We start from the raw sequence: 26,470 nt of genomic DNA on the forward strand, positions 1-26,470 counted from the left end.
AAAAACAAAAAAACTGTTATGAAAAGTTTGATTTCTATTGGTCTGCATGATTTAGACTTTAGTGGAGTGATCGAGGCGACGATCAAAAAACAAACAAAAGATAAAAAAGCAGCTGACACGGAAAAGCCATGTTGTGAGAAAGAAGAAAAATGTTGCCAGGGTCAGTGCTGCCATTAAATGTTCTTGCTATTTAAAAAGAAGGCCCCCGGCGTATAATGCCGGGGGCTTTTCTTTTACATTAAAGTGTCAAGGTCTAGCCTTTACAGCATTTGCTTTTATCACAGCTGGCCGGCGGACAAGGTTTACCACAGGTTTGCTCTGTGCACGCTGGCTTTTTGCCTTTGTTCTTATCCTTTTTTCCGTCGTTTGCAAATACGATGGAGCCGCTCAGCAGCACGAATGCCGAGGCCAATAAAAATGTCTTTTTCATATATTTTGTTTAAATGAAAATAAATTTGATTTGCTTCAATCGCTGGTATGATATGTATCAGCTTATATCCGGAGGCTTCCAGCTGCTTGAACAGAAAATAAAAATGTAGTGAAAGGCGAACAGGGAATATTCCTGTTCGATAACCTCTACGGTCTTAATAAGGCGCACAACGCTGGTCAGCGTTGAAACATAACAGAGCGGGCAGTTTAAATAACAATCCTGCTGACCCTCATCCGTCTTATTCTTTTTGTCCTGTTGCGGCTTTTCGCAGGATTGAGCGCAACATTCCGTTCTCATTGAACAAGGAACTGCTTCTTCCCGGGCAGACATGCAATAAGCTGGCAAGGCCGCCAGCTCTGCTAAATAGATAAACAGGCAAAAGAGTAGTATGGAAGCTTTAAATCGCAAGGTTCGGTCGATTGTTATCCTAATATAGAAAGAAATACTACATGCATTTCACCCTTATTTATGAACGGCAAACTGCGTCTTTTTAAGGGCCCATTCCATTTTCGCCTTCTCCAGGTCTGCTGCAAACGCCCGGGAATTTTTCCAGTAGCTAAGCAGTTGCCATGCAATCACCCGCGACGCTTCATTGTCACTGGGATAGTGTATGCCCATCAACTCCCTGGACCACCGCACCTCCTCTGCCCTTGCAATAAATTCATTTCGCTTCTCCGGTATGATCTCGCTGAAGACTAACGCTTCTGTAAACGCCCATAAAGTATGCCCGCTGGGAAAAGAAGGTGAATTGATCCTCGCCAGGGGCTGCAAAGCCGGCTCCAGGTGATAGGGGCGTGGGCGTTTAAAATATCTCTTCAAACGAAATTCCGTTACCCTGATATCCTGTATACAGTTAAGTAACAGTTGCGTAATGGCCGGGAAGTTTTGATCATTAAACCAGCTGCCCACCGGTTCAGCAATGTAGAATAGCTGCCTGCGATTCTCTGCATAATCGCTATCGAGCGGATTGATGATGTTAGGCCATGACCCAATGTTGGCTATATATTCAGCCTTTCCTATCTCCTCTTTCGTTCTTTGTTGCTGCAGCTGCAGCATATAATCCAGCTCTGCCCTGGTCTGATCTGAACTGTTGGCAGGAAACTTTACCAAGCCCGGTAGCTTGCTTTCATCCTCAGGGCTCAGATAATACGTGCGCATCAGTGAATTGCCGAGGGCGCCTTTGCTATACTCTGCCCAGGGAAATGCGATAGTATCAAAATTTGACCTGCCTGGATTGGGTGAGCTATCCAGGGCGCCCAGTGTTTTATAATGCCTGCTTGCAGGCTCCAGGGAGTGTACCGACTGAGCACGCAACTGCCCCGCAGACAAAGAGAGAATGCTGCAAATTAATCCTGCCTTCCTGAGTGCGGTCGGCAAATTTGTGTCCTTCATTGATAGATAATTTAAGTTAGAAATGATTAAGCTATCTATATGACGGAACGATCTTCAAAAGGACGCAATGTTGCGATACTCTCACTTCGCTCGCTTTTGATCATGCAATTGTTAACAGCAGCCAGGCCCCCAGAAAGATCTCATGGCTTAATAACCGCTTGCTTGCAATTGGCAGCCATTACTTTACAAATATGTCCACCTTTTCAGGATGTTAATCTGCTTGCCTGGCCCGATGTTGAGGCATATTTTTTGGGCGCCAAACTAGAAACAGGGGGACATGCAAATTATTCCGTTCATAGATGATCAGGGCATCTATCATCCCGACTATAATTCACCGCTGGTGCCCGAATCCATCAGGATATTAAAACCACTGATCCGCCGCGATGGCGATGCTTTCTGTATCCTGCACGGCCCTGCTCCGGAAGCAGGTATCTTCGGCTGCGGCGATACGCCCGAAGAAGCGATGAAAGACTTTCAGCTGGACTATGAAAAACATCACCGTGGCAAAGCTGAGTAACATCTCCCCCATGCTTGCCACGCTGGTAAAAGAACCACCGGCAGATCCTGCATACCTGTATGAAATTAAATGGGACGGATACCGCATCATCTCCTATGTACAAAAAGGAAAGGTCAGGATGGATTCCCGCAGCGGATTAGACTATACCAGTAAATATCCTCCTGTAAAAGCTGCCTTGGCAGCCCTCAAACATGATCTTGTCGTAGATGGCGAAGTGGTGGTCTTCAACGAAGAAGGCCGACCTGATTTTGATGCCCTGCAAAAATACAACGGCCACTCAACTGCCATCTATTACTGCGTCTTTGACCTGCTCTGGATAGATGGGGAAAACCTGATGGCGCTGCCCCTTACCGAACGGAAGGCCCGCTTACAACAGTTAGTGGCCGGGCATGATCAGCTGCGTTTCAGCGAGTCTTTCAATGATGGCCGCGAGCTGTACCACCGCGCGCTGGAATTAAACCTCGAAGGCGTCGTCGCCAAAAAGCGCGACAGCCCCTACCTGCCAGGCGACCGCAGCTACAACTGGCTAAAGGTGCCCACCCGCAAACGGCAGGAATTTGTTATCGGCGCCTGGGCCGAATCCGACCGCGGCAGATCATTCCGTTCTCTCTTGTTCGGCGCATACAACAAGTCCGGAAAGCTGGAATGGATAGGCCGCAGCGGCGGCGGCTACAAAGAGAAAGAGATGCCGGCTATCCTGAAAAAGCTCAAAGCCCTGGAAACTGATCAATCCCCTTTTAGCAATAAGATACTGGATAACAAGGGGGCTACCCTTCACTATGTCAAGCCGCAGCTGGTGGCCAATTTTGAATTTGCTACCTGGACCAGATCAGGCCGTATACGCAAACCAGCTACTTTTTTGGGATTTCGACACGATAAGGATCCGAAAGATGTGGTACTTGAAATACCAAGGGAGATACCCGGAGCAAAAACCGGTAAAAAAGATGCCTACCGGGCCGCCGGCGCAGGCGATATATCCGTTGACGTTAAAGCATCTCTCTCAAAAGCAAAGAACAAATATTTAAACGCTGATAGCAACTGGCGTGCTGTAGATAAAGAACAGGAAGGCACAGAATGGCTAGACCCGGGTATTGGCCGCTGTAATATCAAGGTGCATAATATAGATAGAGAATTGTGGCCAGGCATCGCTAAAGGCCGCTTAATTATATATTACAATGAATTATCGCGCTATCTCCTGCCCTATGTAAAAGACCGCCCTCAGTCCCTAACACTAAAGCTTTCCGACCATAAAGGGCAGCGATACTTTATAAAAGATATGGAAGGCCGGCAGCCTGAATGTTCCATGATATTCACCGACCAGCGTCGCAATGAAGAAGCAGGTAAAAGAACGCAAATAGACTACCTTGTATGTAACAATAAAGAAACGCTCATTTACATGATCGACATTGGCTGCGTTGACATTAACCCCTGGGCGTCCAGGTACCAGCAGGCAGATTATCCCGATCAGATATGGCTCGACCTTGATCCCAGTATTGACCCTGATTTACCAGACAATAAAAAGCAGATTGCGGAAACCGCAGGATTTAAAAAGGCGGTAAAAGTTGCCCAGGCAGCAAAAAGGGTGCTGGATGCTTATGGTCTGAAGGCTTTCCCCAAAACATCAGGCCAGACAGGCATACATATCTATATTCCCTGCCAGGACCTGACATATGAAGAAACCTATGTCGCAGCAAGACGGTTGGCAAATGAAATTCACGAGATGGTACCGAAGATCAGCACCAGGGAAAGAGCCAGGGAAAACCGCAGCGATCGCGTCTATATTGACGCCGATCAAAATCACTACTCGAAAACTTTAGCTGCCGTATACAGTGTCAGGCCCTATCATTGGCCGCTTGTTAGCACACCGCTTGCCTGGGACGAGATCACCGATAAGCTTGATCGTAAAGCATTTAATATTCATAGCATTCAGGACAGGATTAATAAGAAAGGAGACCTGTTCAAAGGTCTACTGTTGACAGCCAATAAAGCGCTCAATACAAAGATCCTTAAGAAGTTAGTAGCACGTGTAAAAAAAACTTAGTTATTTGTTAACACAACTGGCAAATAGAAAAAATAACCGCTGAAAAACTGTTATTTATTATATTGCATGAAATACAGCTTCTAATTTTACAACTTTAAATAACCTTCAAATGAAATTCCCAGCCCTCTTATGCCTTCTCATCATCTTCGCTTGTGCATGCAATCACAATAATGTACAGACAAAACTTTTAAGCGAACAAAAATTACTTAAGGATAGCGCTAACAATATAAATGAAAGGTCAGCAGGCTGCAACGGCCTTAATGACAAAGCAAAGGAAGAACAGTTGCAACTTGCAGCGGTTCATGCCCGATTGATAGATATACAGTCTTCAATTGACAGCCTTGCAAATGTGAAACAATAGAGCCATTGGGCTGTCCTACCAACAGAGACTGTAACAAAAAAGAAACCTACGCTGATAGATTATTAGCGTGGGTTTCTTCATTTGTAACACGGCAATGATTATTAGTCAAGGAGCTCAAAGTGGTCCCAGATAAAATAGCTGTCAAAGAGATATCTATAAATTGAATAAGATGTCGGAAATTCAGGCATGCCTAGGCCATACGGAGCGCCTCCGGATATACTGGTATTAAACAGCAATTTGTGATGCAAATACGAGTAGTTATTCTGATGGTGAGCTAGTAGGCACGTTCGCGATACTTATTCGTAACAGGAATGAAATAGTACAAGACAAATGCGGGTTTCCTTTTTCATCTACTATTCAATTTTAAAAATATGAGGTGGAAACCTTTCAAGTTTAAATTCCTGCCTTGTCTCCTTCGATTCCCAAATTTTACTAACTCTAAAGGTTTCGCTTAAAGAAAGGTTTAGGTTCCTTTCCTTAAACGATCGCTCCAATAATGTATCTGCAGCAATATCCTTATGATTTTGTAGATACTCTCTCACGTCTTTATAAAGATCATCAAAAATATGTAAATAATATTTTGGTTTGTTATCTTCTAAAATAATCCACTCACCATACGCCATATCAGAAAGCCGATAAATATATGTCCTTTCCGAAGAGGAAGTAAGGACTGGGATTACAAATAGAAAGACTGAAACTTCATTTTCCATAATTAATGAACTATTTTTCCGTTCTTCAATAAATCAAAGTTCTTAAATAATATTAGTTTCTCCTGGTTGTCTTATCGAATTATATACATTCGTTGCCATCTTTATCAAATTACTGAAGGCATTATTACTCCCCCTCCCCCACCCTATAAACCGCATCCACCAACCCCTCCAACCGTTTATACAAAAACAACAACTCCCATCTCTTCCCCGCCTCCTCATACCCCGCATACTTCGCCCCCATCGCCGCCATCAACCAATCCCACATCTGGCTCTTCACCGTCTCCTTATCCGACCAATCACAAAACTCTTCAATCACCGCCATCGGCTCTTTCATATGCTCCCCTAACGGGCCGCAGTAACCTGTTTCTTTATTGGCTTGCATAACAATGGGTTTTTAATATTATGAATGTAGAACTTTTTTTAACATCTTGCTCGATCGAGCAAGTTTTTTTCTGAATAATTCTTTCATCTTGTCCCAATGGAGAACGACAACAACGAAATACTAATTAAACTCGGACAAACAATACGACAAGCCCGCATCAAAAAAGGGCTTACCCTGTTAGAACTCGAAGTCCTTACTGGCATTAGCGAAGGCGGTATCTCTAAAATCGAAAACGGCAAAAAGAACTTCGCCGTCACCACCCTCATCAAACTCGCCAAAGGCCTCGAAATCCCCGTTTCCAAACTTTTATCCGATTTCTAACCCCTACGCCCCACCCCCATTTTACCAAATCCCCCGAAATTATTGTCAAATGACAATTTCTTTCTCACAATGTCATTCTAGCTTTTCTTTCTCATACCGTCATTTTACCTTCGCATCATCATAACCCTATCCAACAAGAGTGCATTAAATCAACCGTAAATTTTTGTTAACAAACTAAAGTACACTTACCACTTATGAATTTCATTACGCACTTCAACCGCTTCTACGCGCGGTTGTCCCGGGAACCCCGTTTCACGTCCCGGCACATCAGCCTTTATCTCGCCCTGTTCCACTGCTGGAACTACCACCGTTTCGAAAACCCCTTCCCTCTTGTCCGGGAACGGGTCATGCTGCTCAGCGGTCTCCGTTCAAAAGACAGCTATATGCGCTGCCTCAAAGAGCTTCACCTCAGCGGCTATATCATCTACTCCCCGGCGCTGCACAAGTACCACCGGCCCAAGGTCAGCATGCTTTCTCTAACGCCGCCTAACGGTGTCGAACCGCAGTTGCCACTCTTCGCACAAATCGATGAAGATAGCCCCGACACCGGTCCTCAAAACAGACCCGGGAGAGGTACCGGCGCGGTACCGGATCCGGGACCGACAAGGGTCAAAATTAGTATCCTGCCGGTACCTGTTTCAGGCCACATTAATAAAACAATTATAAACAATATAAACAGAGAGAGAAACGCCCGCGCCAAATTCCCCTTTACAAACCAACCAGCAAAATCAAACCGCTACACCCCGCGCCGCAGATCGGCCCACCCCTTCCCTCGAAGAGGTCCAAGCCCATTTCAAACAGGCTGGCTTCCCCGCAAACGAAGCCCCGCTATTGTTCAATCACTACGAAGCGATCGACTGGAAATTAGGCGGGAAAACGCCCATCACCAACTGGCACGCCGCCGCCGCAAAATGGATGGAATATGCAAAGAACATTAATCATCAAACCAATGATAAACCTGGAAAACTCCGCGGAGATGAACACCTCCACGTCCAACAGGACAAAGACTATTCAGAGCCCTTATGACTACGCCGCTGCCCTCGATACGGTGACCGCCACCGGCAAATGCCTCTACGGTTCCCGTTTCAGGCCATGCGATTTTCTGCCATAAACTAGATATTGACTGCTTTGCGACGAGTTTCCAGCCTTTCAGGGTATGGCGCTTAAGCTCCTGTGGCACTACCACATCATGTTTTACGAACGGACAATCGATTTGTTGGGCTTAACAAATGCAGAACAGTATCAATACCTCATCGAAAAACAACCTGAACTTCATCAACGGGTGCTACAAAAATATTGGGTATCGTACATGGGCATGAGCGATTCCACCTTCAACAGGACCGCAAAAAAACAGAAGGCCAGAAAATTGTAAAGTACCGGATAGATTACGCTTGCGGCTACTAATTGTCAGGATACCTCTCCTTCCGCTTAAACATTTGTCTAATAAAACACTTACAAATCACCTGGAAGAATTGCGTAAAAGGTGCTTGCTACCTATCAAACAAGCGCCTCCTTATTATACTTCACTCTATACTCCAATGGAGACATGCCTGTTATTTTTCTGTCAACAACAGTATAAACGGTGTTACAAAAGCACCACTGTTGTGTTGTCTTCTAACCGAGAACTGATAAGGTAAGAATTGTCTACACAAAAAAGCAATGGTCTCATAGGCTAGGAAACAGAAAAGCCGCGTAAATCATGCGATCTATGCGGCTTTAATCTTATGTTTAAATTATCAGGGCTGCTGTCATTGAGCACTACAAGCCTCTTTCGTGCGGATAAACTGCTGATACTCTTCCATCGAAAGCAGCGGGTCATGATTAAGGAATTTTGAAGGCGTAATAAAAAACATCCATCCATTATCCTGCGGGCTTTCCAGTATCAGGTTAAGATTATCATTCAGTTTCTGATTCTGACCTAAAAATTTACATTTTACAGGAGCATGGATAGGGATGACATTATTATCCGAACGGATTTCAGCGATCAAAGTGCCTTTTTCAATCGTGCCTTTACGATTATACCATTTTATATTATCGACCTTTTCTATACCCTTTAGTTTAAAGATAGAGGCGCCTACGAAACCAACTGTCCCATTAAAATCAATCCATTCATGATCATGGGTGAACTGCATTCTTGGGCGGGAAATAACTGATACTTTCATTTTGCAAAGGTAGCCCCTTTACAGCTAATACTTCGAAATCATTTTTTTAATAGACTGTTTGATAGTAATCAACTACATTTATAACAACCTATTTATAATATGTGACTAATTGGCCTGGTAATTTCAACGGAGGGTCATTTAAGAAATGATAGTACCTATTATTTAACTCCAATTTAATCCAACTAGGCCAGGAAGTCATAATGCGCCGGATCCATTCGGCTTATAAGTTACTAATTGTCAGGATACTTCTCCTTCCACTCCTTCAACAACCCTTCAGCTCTCTGCGGATCAAGCTGCCGGATGATATAATCCAGCTTCTCTTCCTTCCTGTCATCACCTTCCTTAGACTGCGGAGACCCACAGTACCAAAGGATAGACAGCCCCGCTACCTGCCAGATCAGCTGCAGGAATTCAGATTGCCAGTTCTCCATCGTATCGCGCATCATCTCCGTTACATAGCCCTGCTTATCTGCCGGCTGCCCATGCTCGCGCTGTTCTTCTACGTAGGTTTTCCATCCGAAATACCAGTGAAGGCCTATAGAAATAAAAAACAGGATCAGCGTTACCCACAGGTATCCCTTTCGCTTCAGGATGCTATACCTTTTTTGCTTACTGCTCATAACGTTTTGTTTGAGGTGCTATAATTGAAACAATAGTTAAAGACTTAGTGCGTGTCATTTTTTGCACTTCCTGATTTGCTTAAAGGCTTCCTTCGCCTCCATAAAACCTAAAGGGCGAAATTCCTTTCCCTCCTGGTTATTATAATTGATAAAGAATGCTTCCAGCTCTTTTATCATGTCAGGCAGGAAGTGCTCCGCATCATAAGACGCCTTATCAATTCCGGAGACAACCGGAGCCATGATGTAACGATCGTTCCTTACTGTTTTGCCGTCCTTTTCCCGCTGCTCCGCTATAATAGCGCCGAGCAAACGGCATTTAACCATACATCCGGGGAAAGTTTTGAAGGCCGATAATACAAAGGCGTCCAGGGGATCACCGTCCTGGCCTCTGGTATCTGTGATGAAGCCGAAATCGAAAGGAAACATCATCCCTGCAGGTAGAATTTTCTTCAATGTAAAATAGCGATACTTTGCATCGTAATCGTACTTCTCGGTACTGCCCTTGGGGGTTTCAACAACTACAAAAAAGGTGCGCTTGCCCATAACCGGCGATTTTTACAAGTTGATCTTTAGCCACAATCTGAGGCATTTTGTCCGCGGAGCCTGATCCTGTGTCAGACATATACGCTGAGGCATACGCAGGCTATATACCCTATTGTACTATATAACACAAAAAATCCATGCCAGACCAATATGGGCCAGGGTACCAGGCTGAGCGTAGTTCGCGGTTCGCGGCAGGCTCAACGGACATAATACAAAGCAAAAGAAAGCGGATCAAAGTTCACTGAAATGGCAGGAGAGAACGTAAGCACCTTAGTTAAACATCGTTGAGCTCCCTCAACATATAAAGAATCCTTTCTACTATATCCTGCAAAGCAGTTTCGCTGCTGGGTTTTATAAAATAATCTTTAGCGCCTAATTGTAAACACTGATTAATATGGTCAATATTGGCTGATGTACTCCATATGATCTTTCTTGTAGCGGCAAACGACATATTGCCGGCAAATTTCGTTAATATTTCAGGGGCGGTAAAAAAGGGCATCTGGTAGTCAAGGATAATAAGGTCCGGAAACTTCCGGTTCCCAAGTTGAACCAAATATTCAACCAGCTGTCGCCCATCTCTTACACCTTCTACTATTATGTTTGAGTCCGTGTCAGATATTGCGGTCTTCAGAAGTTCCTGATCGTCCATGTCGTCGTCAGCCAATAAAATTACTCTAGAGTACTTAGCCATATTTTTGAATTTATGCAATACTCTCTATACGTTAGTCAAACAGGGCAGGATGGACGCAAAGCTACAAATAAATAATTCAAAACGCTAGCTTCACCCTGAAAATGTCTGCCTTACACATATCCGTTTACGTTAATGAAGAGGCTGGTATTACCTGATTTGATCAGATTATATTATTTTAGATACTAAATACAATATGCGGGACGATTAATATTACTAAACGAACGACTGTTATATATGACCAGGGAATGTCTGCTTGTAGACGATGATATAGACGACCAGGAAATTTTCCTGATGGCGATGCAACAGGTGGATCCAAATATTCACTGCACCGTAGCACTCGACGGGGAAGAAGCACTTGCTAAATTAAAGGCGGACACGTCATATAGACCCCATTTTATATTTCTGGACATCAATATGCACAAGATCAGTGGCCTGGAATGCCTCCAGGAACTTAAAAAGCTGGAGCATTTACGTAGCACGCATATCATTATGTTTTCCACCTCGCCCGAGCCCCAGATTATTGCAAAGAGTAAGCAATTGGGAGCACATGATTTCCTTCCCAAACCGCCAGGCTTTTCTTTACTTTGTACAGAGTTGAGAAAAATACTGGAAAGCAGTAATAAGTAATACCATGAAACAGGAACAAACTAAAAGCGAACCAGACTACACATTTTTTTATAAAAGGATGGTAGAAGAAGTGGAGGATTATGCTATCGTCCTGTTAAACGAAAACGGCAACATCCAGGATTGGAATGCCGGCGCCGAAAAGATCAAAGGCTACCAGGCCGATGAGATCATCGGCAAGCACTTCAGCATCTTTTACCGGCAGGAAGACCAGGACAACCAGCTGCCGGAAACACTGATCAATACAGCCAGGAAGCATGGAAAAGCGCTGCATGAAGGCTGGCGGGTACGGAAAGATGGATCCCGGTTCTGGGGCAGTGTCGTAATTACCGCTTTACATAACGACCAGGACGACATTATCGGGTTTTCAAAAGTAACCCGCGACCTTACAGATAAAAAAATAGCAGAAGATAAAATGAAGGAATACCTGCAGGAGCTGGAGCTGCGGAACCAGGAACTGGAACAATTTGCCTATGTAGCTTCACACGACCTACAGGAGCCGCTTCGTAAGATCCGTACATTTACAGAAGTGATCGAGAACAACTTCCACGATGAAGCACTCAGCAGAAAATACTTTGGGAAAATCAATTCCTCCGCACAACGGATGAGTGAACTGATCAACTCTATCTTAAATTACAGCCGTTTATCAAAACATGAATCCGGGACCGAACCAACAGATCTGAATAACATCCTGGAAGAAGTCAGGTCAGACTATGAACTACTGATCAAAGAAAAAAAAGCCACCATAGTAAGCGATCCGCTCCCCAGCATCAATGCCATTCCCTTACAGGTACATCAGCTATTTGCAAACCTGATCGGCAATGCGCTGAAATTTTCAAATAATGACCCGCTTATTGCAATATCCTGCCGCTTGCTGTCTGGAGACCAGATCAAAGGCGATCCCTCCTATCCGCGGCACACACAATATTTAGAGATTACATTTAAGGATAATGGCATTGGCTTCGATCCATTTTATGAAAAAAGAATCTTCAACTTGTTTCAACGCCTGCATAGCAAGCAGGAATACACCGGAACCGGGATCGGGCTGGCCGTCTGTAAAAGAATAATGGAAAACCATCAGGGTTATATACATGCCAGCGGTAAACCCGGCCATGGCGCCAGCTTTTATGCTTATTTTCCAATAGCGTGATCTCATCAAACCAACGCCTCCTTATTGTACTTCATCCTATACTCTAAGGGAGACATGCCTGTAATTTTCCGGAACACTTCCCGGAAGGCCTTTATATCTACATAGCCCACCTCATACATCACTTCATTGATGGTCTTCCGGCTGGTTTCAAACGCTTTCTTCGCTGATTCGATCTTTACCCGCTGCGCATATTCTACCGGCGTATTACCCGTTGCCTTAATAAAGCGCCGGTCAAAATTACGCCGGCCCGTAGCAAACCTGGAAGACAGGTTCTCAACGGAGATCTTTTCATGCAGGTTACTCTCTATATAGGCCTGCGCTTCCTTCACCATTTCATCCCCATGCAGTTTCTGGCCAGTGAATATCGTAAAGGCCGACTGGCTTTGCCGGTCTATTTCTATCTGGAATACTTTAGAACAGAAAATAGCCGTCTGCCGGTCAAAATATTTCTCTACCAGGTAGATGATGAGATTCAGAAAAGAGTAAGCGCCCCCGTTAGTATAGATCCCGTTTTCATCAGTGATCAGCTTATCCGGTTCCAGGTGCACATTCGGGAACATGTTCCTGAAAGTGCCTTCGGCAGCCCAGTGGGTGGAACAGCTTTTACCATCCAGCAAACCCGATGAGGCCAGCATAAAAGCACCGGTGCATATACTGGCTACTTCAGCACCCTGCTTATACTGTTGCGCTACCCAGTTAATCATCTCCTGGTTTTCCTTTACCGCTTTATAGTAATTGTGATTCAGGGAAGGAATGATGATCAGATCAGTCTTTGTAATCTCCGAAATATGGATCTGCGGCTTTACAGAGAACAAGCCATCATAGAAGTCTACCTTTTTTGAAATACCTGCCAGCTGGATCTTAAACAACTCCGCGCTGCCACGGTCTTTCCAATACATATTTGCTCTTGAAAATATCTTGTAAGCGCCCACGATGCTGCTCAGGTTATTCTCTCCCTTTGGGACTAATATGCTAAGATGTTTCATGGCGGTGATTTTTACAAAGATAAAAATTCAAATTGTCCAGATCAGCCCCTTGATATGTCATTTTAACCCCCTGCTGAAAAATAAGACCGCTGTTCTGTTTTATACAATTTTTGAATTCTCACCAGTGCTAATTTTACATCATCAATTATAAACTTGTCATCCTTAAACTACAAAAAATGAAACGCCATTTCTTAAACAAGATCATTTTAACAGTAGCCATTACCCTATTGGGAACTTTTCATGTAATAGCAGCGCCCAGCGAGTCATTGATCCAGCTGTTCAACCGCACCTTCCCAGACGCAAAGTATGTAAAATGGGCAGAGCAGGAAGGTTTTTATGTTGTTTCTTTCACCCGTAACGACAGCCAATGCAGGATCTGGTACGACAAGGAAGGTTCGCTGGTCTATTCACTCAAATACTGCCAGGAAACTGAACTGCCCATGAAAGTGCTGCTCGCAGTAAAGAAAAGATATCATGATAAGCAAATTCAAGGCGTCACCGAGTTCACAAATAAGAACGGCGTGACCTACGAATTGATACTGAGCGACGATAAAAAATGGTACGTGGTAAATGCCACGTCCTATGCAGACGTATCCCTGAAATACGCCCTCAGGAAATAAGGATTGGTATGCAGGCTTTTAAGGTATATTTAGTACTTTTAGCCTGCTATTCCAATTAATCTTGTAAAGTGAGAATGCCTTACCCTATTGCTGCTAAAGAAGACATCGACTACCTGGTACACCTGCTGAACATGATCTACCCGATGAGCGAGGCACTCAAGGCTGCTTTTTACCGCAACGTAGTCGGCCTCCAAATAGCAAAAGACGAGATCCTGGTAAAGCAAGGCGACATCTGCGAGTATATGTACTTTATCAAAAAGGGGGCTATCATGGCCTACTCCATGCACAACCGCAAAAAAGTCACTACCTATATTTCAGTAGAGAACGAATTTGTCAGCTCGATCACAGGCCTGCATGGAGTAGGTCCTACTATGGAAACCATGGAAGCTGTTGAGCCCACCATCCTGTTGGCCATGCATAATGACGTGATGGAGGAGCTGTTCCAGACCCATTTCGATTTTAATTACATGTTCCGGGTAATGGTAGAAAAGTATTACCGGGACGCACAGGAAAGAGCGCATATCATCCGCATCGGGAATGCCAGGGAGCGTTATGCATACTTTACCAAAACCAAGCCGGGGTATATTGAACGCCTGCCCGCAGAAAGCGTGGCCTCCTTCCTGGATATCACTCCCGCTACCCTGCTGCGCATAAAAAAAGAAGCAGAAGCAGCCGCTTCTCAAACAACAGCGGTAGCCCGATTATGCGAAGAGATAGATGCGCATATGCAGCAACACCGCACTTATACGGACAAAAATATCAGCCTGTCTTCCCTGGCGGCTGCACTGGGCATTGCCCCGCATACCTTATCACTCTTACTCAATAATCACTACCATTTAAGCTTTGCCGATTACATCAATACTCTCCGCATCAAAAGCATCAAAGAGCAGATAGGTGGTGCTGGTAACCTGAAGAACTATACGATAGAAGCCATGGCAAGCGAAGTAGGATTTTCCTCCCGCAGCGCCTTCTACAGCGCTTTTAAAAAGCTGGTAGGTCTTAGCCCCCTGCAATACATACAAAGCCTCGGTCCGGACAGTCCTGTTTTATAAACCGGACAAGCTTCATTTTTACGCAATACTGCATTTAGTAATTTTAGGCCTCATTAAAGACACGCTCCACATACGGGCGCTATTCATCCTTATATCCTATTTGTTTATGGACAGTGTTACACTTCACTTCGACTTCAGCCATCTGCAGCTTCTTGGCAGGAACGGGCTGAATATAAAATTCATCAATTCCAACAAGAAAGCCCTTGTAAAGGAACATACGCCGGAAACCCGGGCCTATTACCGCAGCAGGAACAGGCTGTTGCAGGTACTATCAGATGAGACGCTGAACAGGTTCACACATTATGTAGAGCATGCCGAGTTCTCACCGGAGGAAGTCGGTTTTAACGTGATCACCTACCCCTCTGCCCGCCCGGGCGCAGTGGCCGGTGAAATAGCCGCTATGTATAACTACATTCCACGGCAAAAGGTCAAAAGAGCTGTAAAAGCGATCCATGCCAGCGGAAAAAATTCTTTCCTGCCTGCAAAAGTGGATTATTATACCAATGGTTCATTCAACGCGCCGGATACCCTCGCCCTGCCTGAATTAACCGATTATCATGCCGATGCCAACCTTACCGTAAATATCCTCGACACGGCCCTCTCGCTCGTAATGCAGCATCCGGAGATTGCCAGCGCCCTGGCAGATGTGCATTACCGTATAGCAGAAGAGATCATCCTGGCAGATCCTCTTTTTACAGACCTCTGGCAGTACCTGCTGATGCATCCCGCCGAAAGCGATACTCCCTGGTACGACAATACCGTCGTGAAAGATCCCGCAGGCAATATAATGCCGCCCGCCGACGGCCTGCTGGATGCGGAAGGAGAACTCATCGAATGGCCGGTGCTGGAAGTAGACGGGCAGGAACAACCCGTTATACCGCAATACAACCTCTCTGAGCGCTTAAAAGAGGTCATGACCCCCCTTTTGCACAGCATACTGCAAAAGCTCAAAGATACGGCCTGGCTGAAAGGCGCTCAGTGGCATGCCCTTAACGGCAGTACAGGCGAGACCACCGTAAGCGACCAGTCCAACCCCTTGCTGAAAACAGAGCAATTAAAGGGGGACGACGATAAGGCCAAAAATTGGACCATCAGTAACAAGACCTCCGAATACGGCCTCCATCTCTATTGGGAAACCCTGGAATTTGATCAGGCCTCCAAAAGGCTCAGCTTCGCCGTGAAGAACTGGCCTAACCGCGGCTTAGGCGTTTACTGCCAGTTTAAAACGCCGGATGGCGCCATCATTAATAATCCCGCTAACTGGGAAAGCGCCACCGGTGGCTTGAACGGGAAATTAAAAGATTGGTTTGAAAACAGCGACAATAAAAAGTACCTGACCTGGCTCGGCGCCGGCAGTGTGTTCTTCGGCGTGCCTGTATGGGCGCCAAAAGTTACGCTTTCTTTTCCCGTGCCCGATAACGCCAGCAGCGTAAATGTGCTCTTTGGCGGCTTAGGAGTAGGCCATTGGGATATGGATGTAGATAAGCTAGGCCTGGTGTTTACTTCCGTTGTTTCCTATGGCGTACCCGCCCTGTTCTCCGCTTTATCTGTCGGCGTTTCCAACACCAAGTGGTATACTGATTTTTTTAACAAAAGGGAAAACATAGTGATCCTGGTATCCGCTTCACTGGCTTGCTTTACGTTGATAGTGGGAGCAGCAAATGAGAACGGGCTGGATATAGCGCCTTTCTTCATTACCGCCGGACAAATGGTAACAGGCATCCTGCTGTCGAAAGGCATGAAGGAATTTGCCGCACAGGCAGTCGCACAGGCAGCTAAAGATAAGGTTGTCCAGAGCACACCGGTAGTAGGCCTCGCCCACCAGTTACTGAGCATGGCCAGCGCCATTACCAGTATGATCGCTACTACCACCGAAGTGCTGTTGTCTCCCGCCACTTATACCATCGAGGCTAAACGCTCCATGAGTCTCGGCGTGAAGGTGCACCCTGACCCCACACATGGCACTTCCTCCCAGGCCCCTGTTTGGCCCAAGGCTGGCGACAATTACGAGATCCTGGTACGATATGAAGGAAATACTTCTTCAAAAAAGAAGGTCGGCAGAATGCCCTGGAAAAGCGATGAACCGATCGAAGTGCTTTTTTCTCAAAAAACGCAGGACGAGCTACCCGTAGCACCAGGACAAAAAATGCAGATCATCGCCACCGTTTATTCAAAGGACGAATGGATCGTAGGCCAATGGACCAGCGGCTGGATGGATGCCGTCCCGGCTCCGGACGGACCCCGCCGCGAAGAAGGATCCATCATTGAACGACTGGTGCCACTATTGCCCGCTACAAAATATGTGCATCTGGAAAAGCTGGGATATAATCCACAGGATGGCAAATATCATTGGGTCAAAAACCCGCTGGCCCCTAAAGCTACCCGGGCTATATTGAATAATCAGCAGGTATCAGAACTGGTCAATATTACCACTAACAATATTGCATACAAGATAGGTTATTGCTATCGTGCAGCAGAACAACAGCTGCCTGTGGATTACGGCGCTACCAAACAATCCACGCCGATGTACCTCCTCAAAACAATATCGGCGCTGGCTAAGCCGGGAGCAGGTATGAAGGTATCCAACCGCGGACAAACCATTCAACCCTATATCGCCTTTGATCAATTCGGGCCTGCAGGTCTCTTTACCCTGGATGATGCAGAAAGCCTGATGCCTGACCTGAATTCGAAAACCACCGTTCCGGCTGCACTCATCAGCGCGTTTTCTGCCAATGGTTTAAGCCTGCCTCAAAACGCAGCCGTTCACCCGGTAAAGAAAGACGCCGCATGGAAGATCATCATCCCGGGCATCCAGACTTTATACGAGCTTCGCCGACAGGTGGACGTGATAAAAGTGTTCAAATGGCCCACGCCCGAGTTCAGTCCCAATAATTTCTACCTCGATACAAGAACCTACCCGCAGCAGCGATTATATCACCTGCGGCATGTGGACCTGAACGATGAAAAGCAACCGTATTTTGACTTTGCTCCTATCAAAAGCTGGGGCGCTTTCCCAATGGAGCACATCAGCGCGGTGGCCATTCATCCCAACAACTACGCCATTGCGATCAGCTATCGCGATAACAAAATAGCGATTGTACAATTGCCCGCGGCAGGCGTAAAAGATGAAAACGCACCCATCGCTATTCCGCTATCGGGCAAGGGTATACGGGAAGGCTTGCTGCAGGGCCCTGTAGCCATGACCATTACCGCCGATGGAAGGATCCTGGTGCTGGAAGATATCAATGCAAGGATCCAGGCCTTCGACACCCGGGGCAACGGTGTTCCCTGTTTTAAAGCAGAACTTTCCTTTGAAATAGCCGCCTCTTTCAGCGCAACCTTGTCCTCGAAAACAAGCTCCACTGCATTGCTGCAAGAGCTGCAGCAACAGGTGCCTGTCCACTATTCCAAAGGCGAACAGCGCTACCTGCTTACGCCCCTGGCCAGCCTGGAAGCCGGCTTTATACAGCCGCTGAATCAAGGTATACTGCCTCAGTCGGTACGCGACAAATTCAAAGAACGCCTCTTGGCCCTGAGCACAGATGCAGTATGTCATTGTACGAAAAAAGACGAGCTATGGCTGATCACAGACCCAACGGAAAATGTGACCTATGACCTGCGCTTTAACGGCGAAAAAACAAACGAGATCGATATATACAGGGGCATGAACCTAAGCATTGGCATAAAAGCGCCTGGCAAAGTATGGACGCTTGCAGATACTACCAATAGCCTTCACTACGACCTACAGCTGAATGAAAAAGGGACCGCCATTATATTTACCCGCCTTTCTTCCGTGATGAAACTGAAGGATGCCCCAGGTAGTAAAAGAACTTACCTGGACATCAGCAGCGAAACAAAAGGCTTTATCTATGTGCTTTCCTACAAAGACACAGGAGCAAAACCGGAGGATTATAAGCTGGATATTTATAACCCCGACGGCTCCCCGCTGACCGCCGATGAAGGTTCCAATAACGGGCAGGTAAATGCAGCCAGGTTTACTGTTGATCAATGGCGTACCTTATTCACGCTGAATTACGAACAGATGGAAGGCGCTGCAGGCAGGTACGAGCCTACTATCAGCCAATGGATCCCTAAAAGCTAAGACCTCTTCAAAAAGAATGACCGTGCAAAACAACGTAAATGAAGACGCACAGGCAGTATATGCCATGGTACCGGAAGAATTGCATCTCGTGCACGCAATGCTCAGTTTTCAGAACACCTACCGTGACAACGTAACTTCCACCGATATAGGGAAGTTCTTCACCCTGCTGGAATCACTTTCCAATAGTTACCCGGACATCAAAAACCCTACATGCCAGGGCTGGTACAAAAGCTTCTTTGATGAACTGGTGAAGATAGCTAACGTAGACATCATGTACCAGGTTTTCAAATACCGCAGGTTTGTACGTGATACCGGGGTAGAAGATTGCTGTGACTATCGCGGCTGCAGCGAATGGCGTAACTGGTGGTATACCTACCATCATGGCTGGGAATACTGGGACCAAAGCGATCAGACCACCAGGATCATTCCCGAAGCAGGATTACGTGGAGGCCCTGACAATTGGCGAAGCAAGGCCAAAGCATTGCTCGATAAATGGAGCGATAATAACCCCGAGAAACAATACATCGATAAAGGCGATAAAGTAGAGCGTGCAGGTGTGGCCGCAGTGCATACCTTTGAAGATGGTGTAATCGCTAATTGGACCGAAAAGTCATTAGCCATTGCCAAGGCTAAATTCATCTGCACAGCGCAGAAAACAGATCTGCAGGCCTTGCAATCGCTCAACAGCATGGACAGCAGAACATATCTTTTTCTGCTGCACCTCCTGATCGGCTTAAGTACCGGCAATGCGAAGATGACAGCTTTTGTGAACAAACTGGTGGTAGCTAAAGCGGATACAGACGCCTACCCGGAAGAAAAATTCATCAACCAGCTCACTTACTTTGTCTTAATGTACCTCGGCGACGCCCGCGAGCCGGATGAAAAGTATGGCTGGAACAACGGACAGTTACAGGCATTCGTAAGAGACCTGAAAAGCGTGATCTATACCGGGGAAGGCGCCAGTCCCGGCGCCCAGGCGATCGCCAGGAGCCTGGATCTGCAATTAAGGCTGCTGGCCTCTATATCCTCCTACCCTTTGATCGATCCGGAAAGCAGCCTGCCACTATCGGAGCGCAAAACCAGCACACGCGCCGCCTTAAACAAGGCTTTAAAATCAATCACCATCGAAGCATGATGCAGACAAGCACTTACAAGCCGGAAGGAACACCTCCTTATGATTTCACCGGCAAGGATCTCAGCGGAGAGAACCTGGAGAAGCTCGACCTGCGGAATGCGAAAATGAACAATACTATCCTGAAGGGCACCCTGTTCAAAGGCGCCATCAGCATGCAGGGCGCTGACCTTCGCGGTGCGCAGATGGGCAATGGTACTGATTTCTCTGGACTGGATCTTACCGGGGTTAAGTTTGATAGTAAACCTCAATTTGGTGACAATGCCAGCAAACCGGTTAAACTGAACGGCGCTACCATCAGATTCGAACAGCTCGGCAAACAATGGAAATGTATTGATCTCAGTGACGCGATCATTAAAGATATACCCGCCGATCCAGGCGCTTTCACCGCCAGGAATGCCAACCTTAGCGGGATAGACCTCTCCGGCAAGCGGCTGGATAATGTTCACTTCTACGGATGTGTGCTCACCGGCGCAAAATTCACAGGCAGTACCATGCGCGACGCCATCTTCGGAGATCGCTGCGACCTTTCACAGGCCAATTTATCGGGGGCGAAGCTGGCAGGAGCAGTATTCAATAAAGCGATACTCACCAAAACCATCCTGGACAGCGCCGAACTAACCAATGCCTCTTTCCTGAACGCAAGAATGGACGGCACAGTGTTCGACAATACCGATCTTACCAGCTGCATTTTCAGTCAGCCTGCCAGCTTTTCGAGAGACAGGAACAACCTCACTTCCTTCAAAAAAGCGAAGCTGAAATTTAACATGCTGAATAAGGACTGGTCTTACCTGGACCTTCGGGAGGCCCTGCTGGAAGGATTCAGTGCAGCAGTGAACCTTGATTACCTGCAGGCCATCTACAGCAACCTTTCCAAATGGGATTTCACCGGCTGCCACCTCGATGATGCAGACTTTAGCGGTGCTACCCTGGACGGTACCATCTTTAAGAATGCCCTGATGAACCGGGCAAAATTAAAGGCGGTCAAAGGGACCAAAACAAACTTTTCAGGTGCAGTATTGAATGCAGCAAACTTCAACAATAACCAGGAACTGAATACAACAACGGTGCTAAAAGGCGCTGATTTCTCAGGCGCCCGGCTGAACAACGCCTTGTTTATTTATGCAGATCTCAGTCCTTGTAAACAGCCGAGTGGCATAGCGCTCTCCTCCATATTCAGTGGTGCGGAAATGATGAACGGAGATTTCAGCAATGCAAACCTAACAAAAGCGCAGCTATCGGGCGGAATCCCCATGCATAACACCAACTTCACCGGGGCATTGCTGAAAGAGGCCAATCTTAGCGGCGCACAGATGGGTGCTTTCTCTACCTTATTTGAAGTGCCGGAAAAGGAACCACATTATGGAATATTACTGGACTGCCTGCAGTCCCTGGACAGCGCCGGTGTTGCGCAGATGTTCAGGCAATACGGATACGAGCTGTCGCAGAGCACGTCCGTCACGGCGGAAATAAAAGGCGTCACATGGAGCATTGTTTCAGGAGGCGCCACCTACCAGGTACTTAACTGGACATCGGCTGACGGGAAGCTTGCATTGGTGGTGTCAAAGCCTGTCAGCCCTGCCAGGCTTTCAAATGCCATCATGATCGACGCGGTGCTCAACCAGGCAGACCTGAGAAATGTGACCGCTACCAGCGTTGAACTATACGGCCCTAATGTCAGCCTCACCAATGCTAAATTGCAGAACATCGTATTATCCAACAGTAACCTGGCTAAAGTGAACCTGAAGGAGGCGATACTGTACAGGGCAGTGCTGGATCGCACTAATCTCATGAACGTTGATCTCACAGGCGCCAAACTGGACGGAGCCACCATGAACGATTGTAACCTGCAGGGCGCCAGGTTTACGGCCACCCAGCTGGATGGCATTACCTTGTCCGGTTCTGCAGTATCTGTTGATATCAGCCAGACAAAATCCGCCGGTGTTTTTCTCCTGTCAACATCCGACAAAGCCTTGCTGAAGGAACTGGACAACATCAGTGAACCTTTGGTGATCGTAAAAGGTGTAGGAAAAGCAGGTATCGATGCGCTGAATGCCGGAAGTATGTCCTCCCTCCTGTCAACTTATAAAAACCTGGAAGGCCTTCTTTCTGCCAGGGCAACCATCAGGGTGGTGGAAAAAGACAACACCTGGGAAATAACGGATCCTGAGAAGGGCATATTCCGGGTATGGAATGGGTTCAGTGCAAGAGGCGACATGGGCCTGTTTATGCAGCCGGCATTTCCAAAACTGACTAAGCTGCTCGCAGAAAAAGCAGGCGTCTATCTCCGGCACCAGGCCTGGATCAGCAAGGGCCCTGTTATCAATAGCTGGAATATTGATAATGACCTCATGAACCCCGCCAATCGTGATACCGGCTATATCAAGATACAAGCGGTAAAGGAAAGCAATGGCAGTGTCGCCTTCTACGGCACCAACCTGCGTCTGAGCCGGCTCAATGACCTGCGGCAGCGGGAGCTCATCATACACAGCTACAATTCCACCGTATTTGCCAAAAGCGGTACCAGCACGGCAGACTGCGGGCCTGATGGCAGCAACAGCGTTTTTGGCCCTGATACCATCTGTCCTAACAGGATGAAGTTCTCCACCAACCAGCTCGAACAAAAGCCCTGGGTAGAAATGCTGCGGCCACCGGAATTACCCAGGTAAATACGTCAGACAGATTTTGCCGAAGAAAAATTTGGCAAAACAATTTCAATTCCTATCTTTGCTGCCCTTAACACGGTTGCCCAGATGGCGAAATTGGTAGACGCACTGTGTTCAGGTCGCAGCGCTCGCAAGGGCGTGCTGGTTCGAATCCAGTTCTGGGCACTTTAAACAGTAAATCCGCTCTAGTAGCGGATTTACTGTTTAAAAACGTTTTCACATCCTCTCCAGCTTATTCATATCCAATGTCGAACCGTTCCGATGAACGCATTTGCGAAGAATAAATTAATTCCCGTAATTTAATACTGTATTTAAACCTAAAAATAATTGCGTTGCAATATCTTCCTTGCGACATATTGAAACCCTTTATAAGGAATTATTCCGTAGTTACTATCGACAAGGATATCAAAAATGAAATTTTTTATCCAAGTGGATTCGTGGATTTCATCGTTAAAATGCCAGATGGCAACGCTGCCACGATTATCAACGGGCTGTACCGGGATACCCCTGCATTTGAATTATTAGGGCATTTAACAGTCCCTGCCAGACTGAATGCGACGAAAGGCACTGCAATACTGATAGCCAGGATGTATCCCTATGCCTGTTCAATATTTTTCCCAAATCCGATTACTGATTTCACCAATGCTGCTACAAATCTTTTGGATGTGTATGCAAGAGAATTGCGTGAGCTCTATGAAGCAATGATGAGTAAAATCTCAATTACTCAGCAAATAGATCTCATCGAATCCTTTTTTATTGATAAATTAAAAAGACATGAGAAAAAACGGCAAAAGATCCAACAGCTATCCTTGATTTGTCAGCATATACTGACCACAGGCGAAGGCTTTGACCTGAATCAGTTATCCTCCACACTGGGTCTTTCCAAAAGATATATTCAGCAACAATTTTTTGAAATGGTGGGCCTGACGCCGGGTACCCTGTATGCATCTTACCGTTTCAACAGAAGTTTACAACAAATACTTACTACGGACCTATCTCTTACCTCGATTGCCTATGATTGCAGTTACTATGACCAGGCTCATTTTATTAAGGAGTTCAGGAAATTTACCGGAATTACCCCACTTCAAGTCAGGAGTACACTTATCAAAAATGGAGCTGAATTTCAGAAAGCAGTCAATATTGGATTGTAAATCTATTTTGATGCGGGTTTATTACTGCTGAACATATCTCTATGCATTTTCCAACCATCCGCTGTGTTTTTCCAGATCACAATAACTTTGCCTTCATCCAGTTTATTCCCGTTAAGGTCTGCCATTTCATAATAGCTTTCCTCGGTAATGAATGTTCTGGCATCCCCATACAGGTGTTGTATGATAAATTTGACTTGTACCTTAGGGCCGTCTTTAAAGAATTTTGCAATATTTTCTTTGCCGCAGACAGGTGCTGAATTTGGCGGTAGCAAACAGGCATCTTCCGTATACCTGGTCAGGATTGAACCGTCATTTTTGTTTGCCAGGTCTGCATAGATGGCATTGCTGCCTTCGATTGCCTTACGGGCTTGCCTCAATAGATCGTCATTGGTTTGCGCTTTGGAGATTAAGGATATAGCCATTAGCATTGCCAGGGTGAGGATTATCTTCATATGTTATTATTTATAACAAAGGAAGACTGTTTGCCGACATGAAAATTGTAAAAAAGCGCACAAGTGATAATTCTATAAGCCAGGCATAAATGGGCTGGTGGACGTTTAGTCTACAGCATAACGGCGGCCTGTAAGGAAAATTCTCTATTTTTAGCTTGCGTAAAACTGCATATAAGGATCACAAATTTTGCCGGAGTAAGCGACTATAGTGCTGAAAAAAATACTATTAAATGATGCAAAACACATTTAAAGTAACCATACACATGGTTTCAAGTCTTGATGGAATGATTGCCAAACAAGACAATAGCGTTTCCTGGTTCGATACATCTGACCACTACGAAAAAGGTGTAAGCCCACCAGACACCGCGCAATTCCTTAAAACAATAGATTGCTATGTGATGGGCGCCAGGACCTACGAACATGCCCTGGAACTTTCAAAATCCTACGGCTGGCCTTATGGAGACACTCCCACAATTGTTGTAAGTCACCGGAACCTGCCCATTGAACGGCCCAATATTGAAATTCATTCAGGCGACCTGAACAAACTGGTAAATGAACGGCTAAAGCCCAGCTATAAGAACGTCTGGCTCGTTGGCGGCGCCCTGCTTGCCAAAGACTTCATCCGTGCAAAACTAGCAGACGAAATAAGATTATCCGTTCTGCCCATTATGCTGGGTGAAGGCCTGCCGTTTTTTGAGCACCTGGCAGTGGAACAGCCATTACACCTGAAAGATGTCACTGCTTACAAAAGCGGCATGGTAGAACTATGGTATGAAATAAGAAAATAATGGCATATTTCCATCGCTTAGCCGTATCTTTAAAGTAGCACTAAGCATATGACAGCGTTCCGATTCAAACCGGTCATCCCGCACCCCTTATTACAACCCTACATTGCGAAAATGTGGGTGTTCGAAAGCAGCGGCCGTCTTCCAGACCTGGATAGGAAACTGATCGTTCCCAACGCAAATTTTAAATTAGCATTTAGCTGTCGTAACGGCCTCGTAGCCCGGGTAGGAGATAAAACCTTTACCCAAAAAGAACATGAGCTGACATTCACCGGCCTTGTCGACACCTCCGTTATGCTGGATCCACGGGAGGATGTACAGACAGACACCATCGTGGTCGAATTCAATCCGCTCGGCGCCTATCGCCTGTTTCATCTGCCCTATGCAGCAGTCAGGAACCAGATCGTAGGGATGACAGACCTACTTGGCAGCAGCGTAAGCGAACTACAGGAGCAACTGGCAGAAGCAGCTACTTTAGCGTTGAAATTGCGGCGCCTGCAGAACTTTCTGATCAAAGAGCTGAAAAGAACCGTCCCGGATCCTATATACGATTACTGCATCCATCGCATCAATGATTCCAAAGGCCTGATCAGCGTCACGCAGCTGGAAAAAGAAACCGGCTATAGCTCCCGGTGGCTGCACAATAAATTCTCAGAACATTTAGGCACCGGCCCTAAAAACCTTGCTGAAATAATCCGGTTCAAACAATTTTACCAGCTGTATGCAAGCGGCGCCAAACCGCAAAGCCTGAAAGAACTTATTTACGAGTATTACTACGACCAATCCCATTTCCTGCGGGCATTTAAAAGGTTCACCGGGGCCACCCCAACAGATCTTCAAAACAGCCTGAACGAGCTGGCCACCAGGCATTATACCAGTTGACTTCCGATTTGTACAATACTTTGGGCGACCATCCCCCGATCTTTGCTTAAAAAAGCAAACAAAATGGAAAACAACGATTTTAACTGCAGTATTGCTGCTCACATCAGCGCAGATGAGGCCATCAAAAAGATCAGCCGTGTACCCGAGTGGTGGGGCATCAGCTTTAGCGGAAGCGCCGAAAAACAGGATGATAAATTCCTAGTAACGATGGGAGGCGATTCTTTTTTCAACTTCACAGTAACAGCGTTAGTCCCCGGTAAAAGAGTAGAATGGTTGATCACCGATTGCTATATGCCCTGGTATACGGATAAAAAAGAATGGGCCGACACCCGCTTAATTTTTGATCTCAATGAAAATAACGGCGTAACAGCGCTGCACTTCAAACATGAAGGCCTTACACCGGATATTGAATGTTATAAGGATTGCAAACCAGGTTGGACCCATTGGATCAAAACAAGCCTCTTTTCTTATTTAACCACCGGCAAAGGTGTTTTCAGGAAAGCAACCAAATGAGATAAAGGAAGATTTCAACTCATTAACAATTCACATGAAAACATTCACCTGCAACATCTTCATTGACACCAGTGCAGAAAAGCTGTGGGAAGCGCTCACTTCTCCTGATCTTATCCGCCAATACTGGAATGATTTTACCATGCGATCACAATGGGAGCGCCAGGCTCCCATTGCGATCGTTAAGC

General features: G+C 46.1%; 28 protein-coding genes and 1 tRNA gene. 19 read left to right on the top strand and 10 right to left on the bottom strand.

Annotated elements, in window-relative coordinates:
- The first annotated feature begins 18 nt into the window (after nucleotides 1–18).
- Nucleotides 19–177, top strand: a complete 159-nt coding sequence (locus ACR9Y8_RS07670) for a hypothetical protein (protein ID WP_481212656.1) — start codon at nucleotides 19–21, stop codon at nucleotides 175–177.
- Between the two features lie 76 nt (nucleotides 178–253).
- Here ACR9Y8_RS07670 and ACR9Y8_RS07675 read toward each other — a convergent pair whose 3' ends face one another.
- Nucleotides 254–430, bottom strand: a complete 177-nt coding sequence (locus ACR9Y8_RS07675; RefSeq protein WP_481212657.1) for a hypothetical protein — start codon at nucleotides 428–430, stop codon at nucleotides 254–256.
- 462 nt (nucleotides 431–892) lie between these two features.
- On the bottom strand, nucleotides 893–1,822 hold the full coding sequence (locus tag ACR9Y8_RS07680) for a phosphatase PAP2 family protein (RefSeq protein ID WP_481212658.1): 930 nt from the start codon (nucleotides 1,820–1,822) through the stop codon (nucleotides 893–895).
- Between the two features lie 277 nt (nucleotides 1,823–2,099).
- On the opposite strand from ACR9Y8_RS07680, the gene ACR9Y8_RS07685 reads away from it, so the two are divergent.
- The 3 genes from ACR9Y8_RS07685 (at nucleotide 2,100) to ACR9Y8_RS07695 (ending at nucleotide 4,741) form a co-directional block, all read left to right on the top strand.
- A complete protein-coding gene (locus ACR9Y8_RS07685; protein WP_481212659.1) occupies nucleotides 2,100–2,339 on the top strand; it encodes a hypothetical protein in 240 nt (79 codons plus the stop codon).
- The gene (gene ligD / locus ACR9Y8_RS07690; RefSeq protein WP_481212660.1) at nucleotides 2,308–4,380 is read left to right on the top strand and encodes a DNA ligase D; all 2,073 of its coding nucleotides are present in this window, start codon (nucleotides 2,308–2,310) and stop codon (nucleotides 4,378–4,380) included. The genes ACR9Y8_RS07685 and ligD overlap by 32 nt, the downstream gene beginning before the upstream one ends.
- Nucleotides 4,381–4,489: 109 nt before the next feature.
- Entirely contained in the window at nucleotides 4,490–4,741 is a 252-nt protein-coding gene (locus ACR9Y8_RS07695) for a hypothetical protein (protein WP_481212661.1), read from the top strand.
- A 353-nt stretch (nucleotides 4,742–5,094) separates the two neighbouring features.
- Here ACR9Y8_RS07695 and ACR9Y8_RS07700 read toward each other — a convergent pair whose 3' ends face one another.
- Both ACR9Y8_RS07700 and ACR9Y8_RS07705 read right to left on the bottom strand, forming a co-directional pair.
- Nucleotides 5,095–5,451 (bottom strand): hypothetical protein, encoded by a 357-nt coding sequence (locus tag ACR9Y8_RS07700; RefSeq protein ID WP_481212662.1) that lies wholly within the window; start codon nucleotides 5,449–5,451, stop codon nucleotides 5,095–5,097.
- Nucleotides 5,452–5,575: 124 nt separating this feature from the next.
- On the bottom strand, nucleotides 5,576–5,833 hold the full coding sequence (locus ACR9Y8_RS07705) for a hypothetical protein (protein WP_481212663.1): 258 nt from the start codon (nucleotides 5,831–5,833) through the stop codon (nucleotides 5,576–5,578).
- 96 nt (nucleotides 5,834–5,929) lie between these two features.
- Here ACR9Y8_RS07705 and ACR9Y8_RS07710 point away from each other — a divergent pair, with 96 nt between their 5' ends.
- The 3 genes from ACR9Y8_RS07710 to ACR9Y8_RS07720 all read left to right on the top strand — a co-directional run bounded on the left by ACR9Y8_RS07710 (nucleotide 5,930) and on the right by ACR9Y8_RS07720 (nucleotide 7,265).
- A complete protein-coding gene (locus ACR9Y8_RS07710; protein ID WP_481212664.1) occupies nucleotides 5,930–6,154 on the top strand; it encodes a helix-turn-helix domain-containing protein in 225 nt (74 codons plus the stop codon).
- A gap of 194 nt (nucleotides 6,155–6,348) precedes the next feature.
- On the top strand, nucleotides 6,349–7,092 hold the full coding sequence (locus ACR9Y8_RS07715; RefSeq protein ID WP_481212665.1) for a hypothetical protein: 744 nt from the start codon (nucleotides 6,349–6,351) through the stop codon (nucleotides 7,090–7,092).
- Nucleotides 7,077–7,265 carry a hypothetical protein gene (locus ACR9Y8_RS07720; RefSeq protein WP_481212666.1) on the top strand — a complete coding sequence of 63 codons (189 nt, stop codon included), beginning with the start codon at nucleotides 7,077–7,079 and terminating at the stop codon, nucleotides 7,263–7,265. Before ACR9Y8_RS07715 ends, ACR9Y8_RS07720 begins: the two co-directional genes overlap by 16 nt.
- Before the next feature lie 637 nt (nucleotides 7,266–7,902).
- On the opposite strand, the gene ACR9Y8_RS07725 is transcribed toward ACR9Y8_RS07720, so the two are convergent.
- The 4 genes from ACR9Y8_RS07725 to ACR9Y8_RS07740 form a co-directional block, all read right to left on the bottom strand.
- Complete coding sequence (locus ACR9Y8_RS07725; protein WP_481212667.1) at nucleotides 7,903–8,316, bottom strand: biotin/lipoyl attachment domain-containing protein; 414 nt, start codon at nucleotides 8,314–8,316, stop codon at nucleotides 7,903–7,905.
- A 230-nt stretch (nucleotides 8,317–8,546) separates the two neighbouring features.
- On the bottom strand, nucleotides 8,547–8,936 hold the full coding sequence (locus ACR9Y8_RS07730; protein WP_481212668.1) for a DUF6766 family protein: 390 nt from the start codon (nucleotides 8,934–8,936) through the stop codon (nucleotides 8,547–8,549).
- Nucleotides 8,937–8,990: 54 nt separating this feature from the next.
- Nucleotides 8,991–9,479 carry an inorganic diphosphatase gene (locus ACR9Y8_RS07735; RefSeq protein WP_481212669.1) on the bottom strand — a complete coding sequence of 163 codons (489 nt, stop codon included), beginning with the start codon at nucleotides 9,477–9,479 and terminating at the stop codon, nucleotides 8,991–8,993.
- Nucleotides 9,480–9,753: 274 nt separating this feature from the next.
- Complete coding sequence (locus tag ACR9Y8_RS07740; RefSeq protein ID WP_481212670.1) at nucleotides 9,754–10,170, bottom strand: response regulator; 417 nt, start codon at nucleotides 10,168–10,170, stop codon at nucleotides 9,754–9,756.
- Nucleotides 10,171–10,404: 234 nt separating this feature from the next.
- Here ACR9Y8_RS07740 and ACR9Y8_RS07745 point away from each other — a divergent pair, with 234 nt between their 5' ends.
- Together ACR9Y8_RS07745 and ACR9Y8_RS07750 are read left to right on the top strand one after the other, a co-directional pair.
- Nucleotides 10,405–10,797 (top strand): response regulator, encoded by a 393-nt coding sequence (locus ACR9Y8_RS07745; RefSeq protein WP_481212671.1) that lies wholly within the window; start codon nucleotides 10,405–10,407, stop codon nucleotides 10,795–10,797.
- A 4-nt stretch (nucleotides 10,798–10,801) separates the two neighbouring features.
- Complete coding sequence (locus ACR9Y8_RS07750) at nucleotides 10,802–11,944, top strand: sensor histidine kinase (protein WP_481212672.1); 1,143 nt, start codon at nucleotides 10,802–10,804, stop codon at nucleotides 11,942–11,944.
- Nucleotides 11,945–11,949: 5 nt separating this feature from the next.
- On the opposite strand, the gene ACR9Y8_RS07755 is transcribed toward ACR9Y8_RS07750, so the two are convergent.
- Nucleotides 11,950–12,930 (bottom strand): GlxA family transcriptional regulator, encoded by a 981-nt coding sequence (locus ACR9Y8_RS07755; protein ID WP_481212673.1) that lies wholly within the window; start codon nucleotides 12,928–12,930, stop codon nucleotides 11,950–11,952.
- Nucleotides 12,931–13,106: 176 nt separating this feature from the next.
- Here ACR9Y8_RS07755 and ACR9Y8_RS07760 point away from each other — a divergent pair, with 176 nt between their 5' ends.
- From ACR9Y8_RS07760 to ACR9Y8_RS07790, 7 genes are all read left to right on the top strand, one after another.
- Nucleotides 13,107–13,550 (top strand): hypothetical protein, encoded by a 444-nt coding sequence (locus ACR9Y8_RS07760; protein ID WP_481212674.1) that lies wholly within the window; start codon nucleotides 13,107–13,109, stop codon nucleotides 13,548–13,550.
- Nucleotides 13,551–13,624: 74 nt separating this feature from the next.
- Nucleotides 13,625–14,602 (top strand): Crp/Fnr family transcriptional regulator, encoded by a 978-nt coding sequence (locus ACR9Y8_RS07765; RefSeq protein WP_481212675.1) that lies wholly within the window; start codon nucleotides 13,625–13,627, stop codon nucleotides 14,600–14,602.
- A 106-nt stretch (nucleotides 14,603–14,708) separates the two neighbouring features.
- Entirely contained in the window at nucleotides 14,709–18,704 is a 3,996-nt protein-coding gene (locus tag ACR9Y8_RS07770; RefSeq protein ID WP_481212676.1) for a hypothetical protein, read from the top strand.
- A gap of 22 nt (nucleotides 18,705–18,726) precedes the next feature.
- On the top strand, nucleotides 18,727–19,839 hold the full coding sequence (locus ACR9Y8_RS07775; protein WP_481212677.1) for a hypothetical protein: 1,113 nt from the start codon (nucleotides 18,727–18,729) through the stop codon (nucleotides 19,837–19,839).
- Nucleotides 19,836–22,505, top strand: a complete 2,670-nt coding sequence (locus tag ACR9Y8_RS07780; RefSeq protein WP_481212678.1) for a pentapeptide repeat-containing protein — start codon at nucleotides 19,836–19,838, stop codon at nucleotides 22,503–22,505. The genes ACR9Y8_RS07775 and ACR9Y8_RS07780 overlap by 4 nt, the downstream gene beginning before the upstream one ends.
- 78 nt (nucleotides 22,506–22,583) lie before the next feature.
- Nucleotides 22,584–22,667: transfer RNA gene (locus ACR9Y8_RS07785), tRNA-Leu, on the top strand.
- 167 nt (nucleotides 22,668–22,834) lie between these two features.
- Nucleotides 22,835–23,653, top strand: coding sequence for a helix-turn-helix domain-containing protein (locus tag ACR9Y8_RS07790; RefSeq protein WP_481212679.1), 819 nt, complete (start codon nucleotides 22,835–22,837; stop codon nucleotides 23,651–23,653).
- A 2-nt stretch (nucleotides 23,654–23,655) separates the two neighbouring features.
- On the opposite strand, the gene ACR9Y8_RS07795 is transcribed toward ACR9Y8_RS07790, so the two are convergent.
- Nucleotides 23,656–24,105 (bottom strand): YybH family protein, encoded by a 450-nt coding sequence (locus ACR9Y8_RS07795; protein ID WP_481212680.1) that lies wholly within the window; start codon nucleotides 24,103–24,105, stop codon nucleotides 23,656–23,658.
- Nucleotides 24,106–24,335: 230 nt separating this feature from the next.
- On the opposite strand from ACR9Y8_RS07795, the gene ACR9Y8_RS07800 reads away from it, so the two are divergent.
- The 3 genes from ACR9Y8_RS07800 (at nucleotide 24,336) to ACR9Y8_RS07810 (ending at nucleotide 26,285) form a co-directional block, all read left to right on the top strand.
- Nucleotides 24,336–24,893 carry a dihydrofolate reductase family protein gene (locus tag ACR9Y8_RS07800; protein WP_481212681.1) on the top strand — a complete coding sequence of 186 codons (558 nt, stop codon included), beginning with the start codon at nucleotides 24,336–24,338 and terminating at the stop codon, nucleotides 24,891–24,893.
- A 48-nt stretch (nucleotides 24,894–24,941) separates the two neighbouring features.
- Nucleotides 24,942–25,772 carry a helix-turn-helix domain-containing protein gene (locus ACR9Y8_RS07805; RefSeq protein ID WP_481212682.1) on the top strand — a complete coding sequence of 277 codons (831 nt, stop codon included), beginning with the start codon at nucleotides 24,942–24,944 and terminating at the stop codon, nucleotides 25,770–25,772.
- A gap of 63 nt (nucleotides 25,773–25,835) precedes the next feature.
- Nucleotides 25,836–26,285: an SRPBCC domain-containing protein gene (locus tag ACR9Y8_RS07810; RefSeq protein ID WP_481212683.1), complete on the top strand. Its 450-nt coding sequence runs from the start codon at nucleotides 25,836–25,838 to the stop codon at nucleotides 26,283–26,285.
- Nucleotides 26,286–26,470 lie beyond the last annotated feature (185 nt).

The organism is Chitinophaga sp. SVR4-12A, assembly GCF_056754765.1.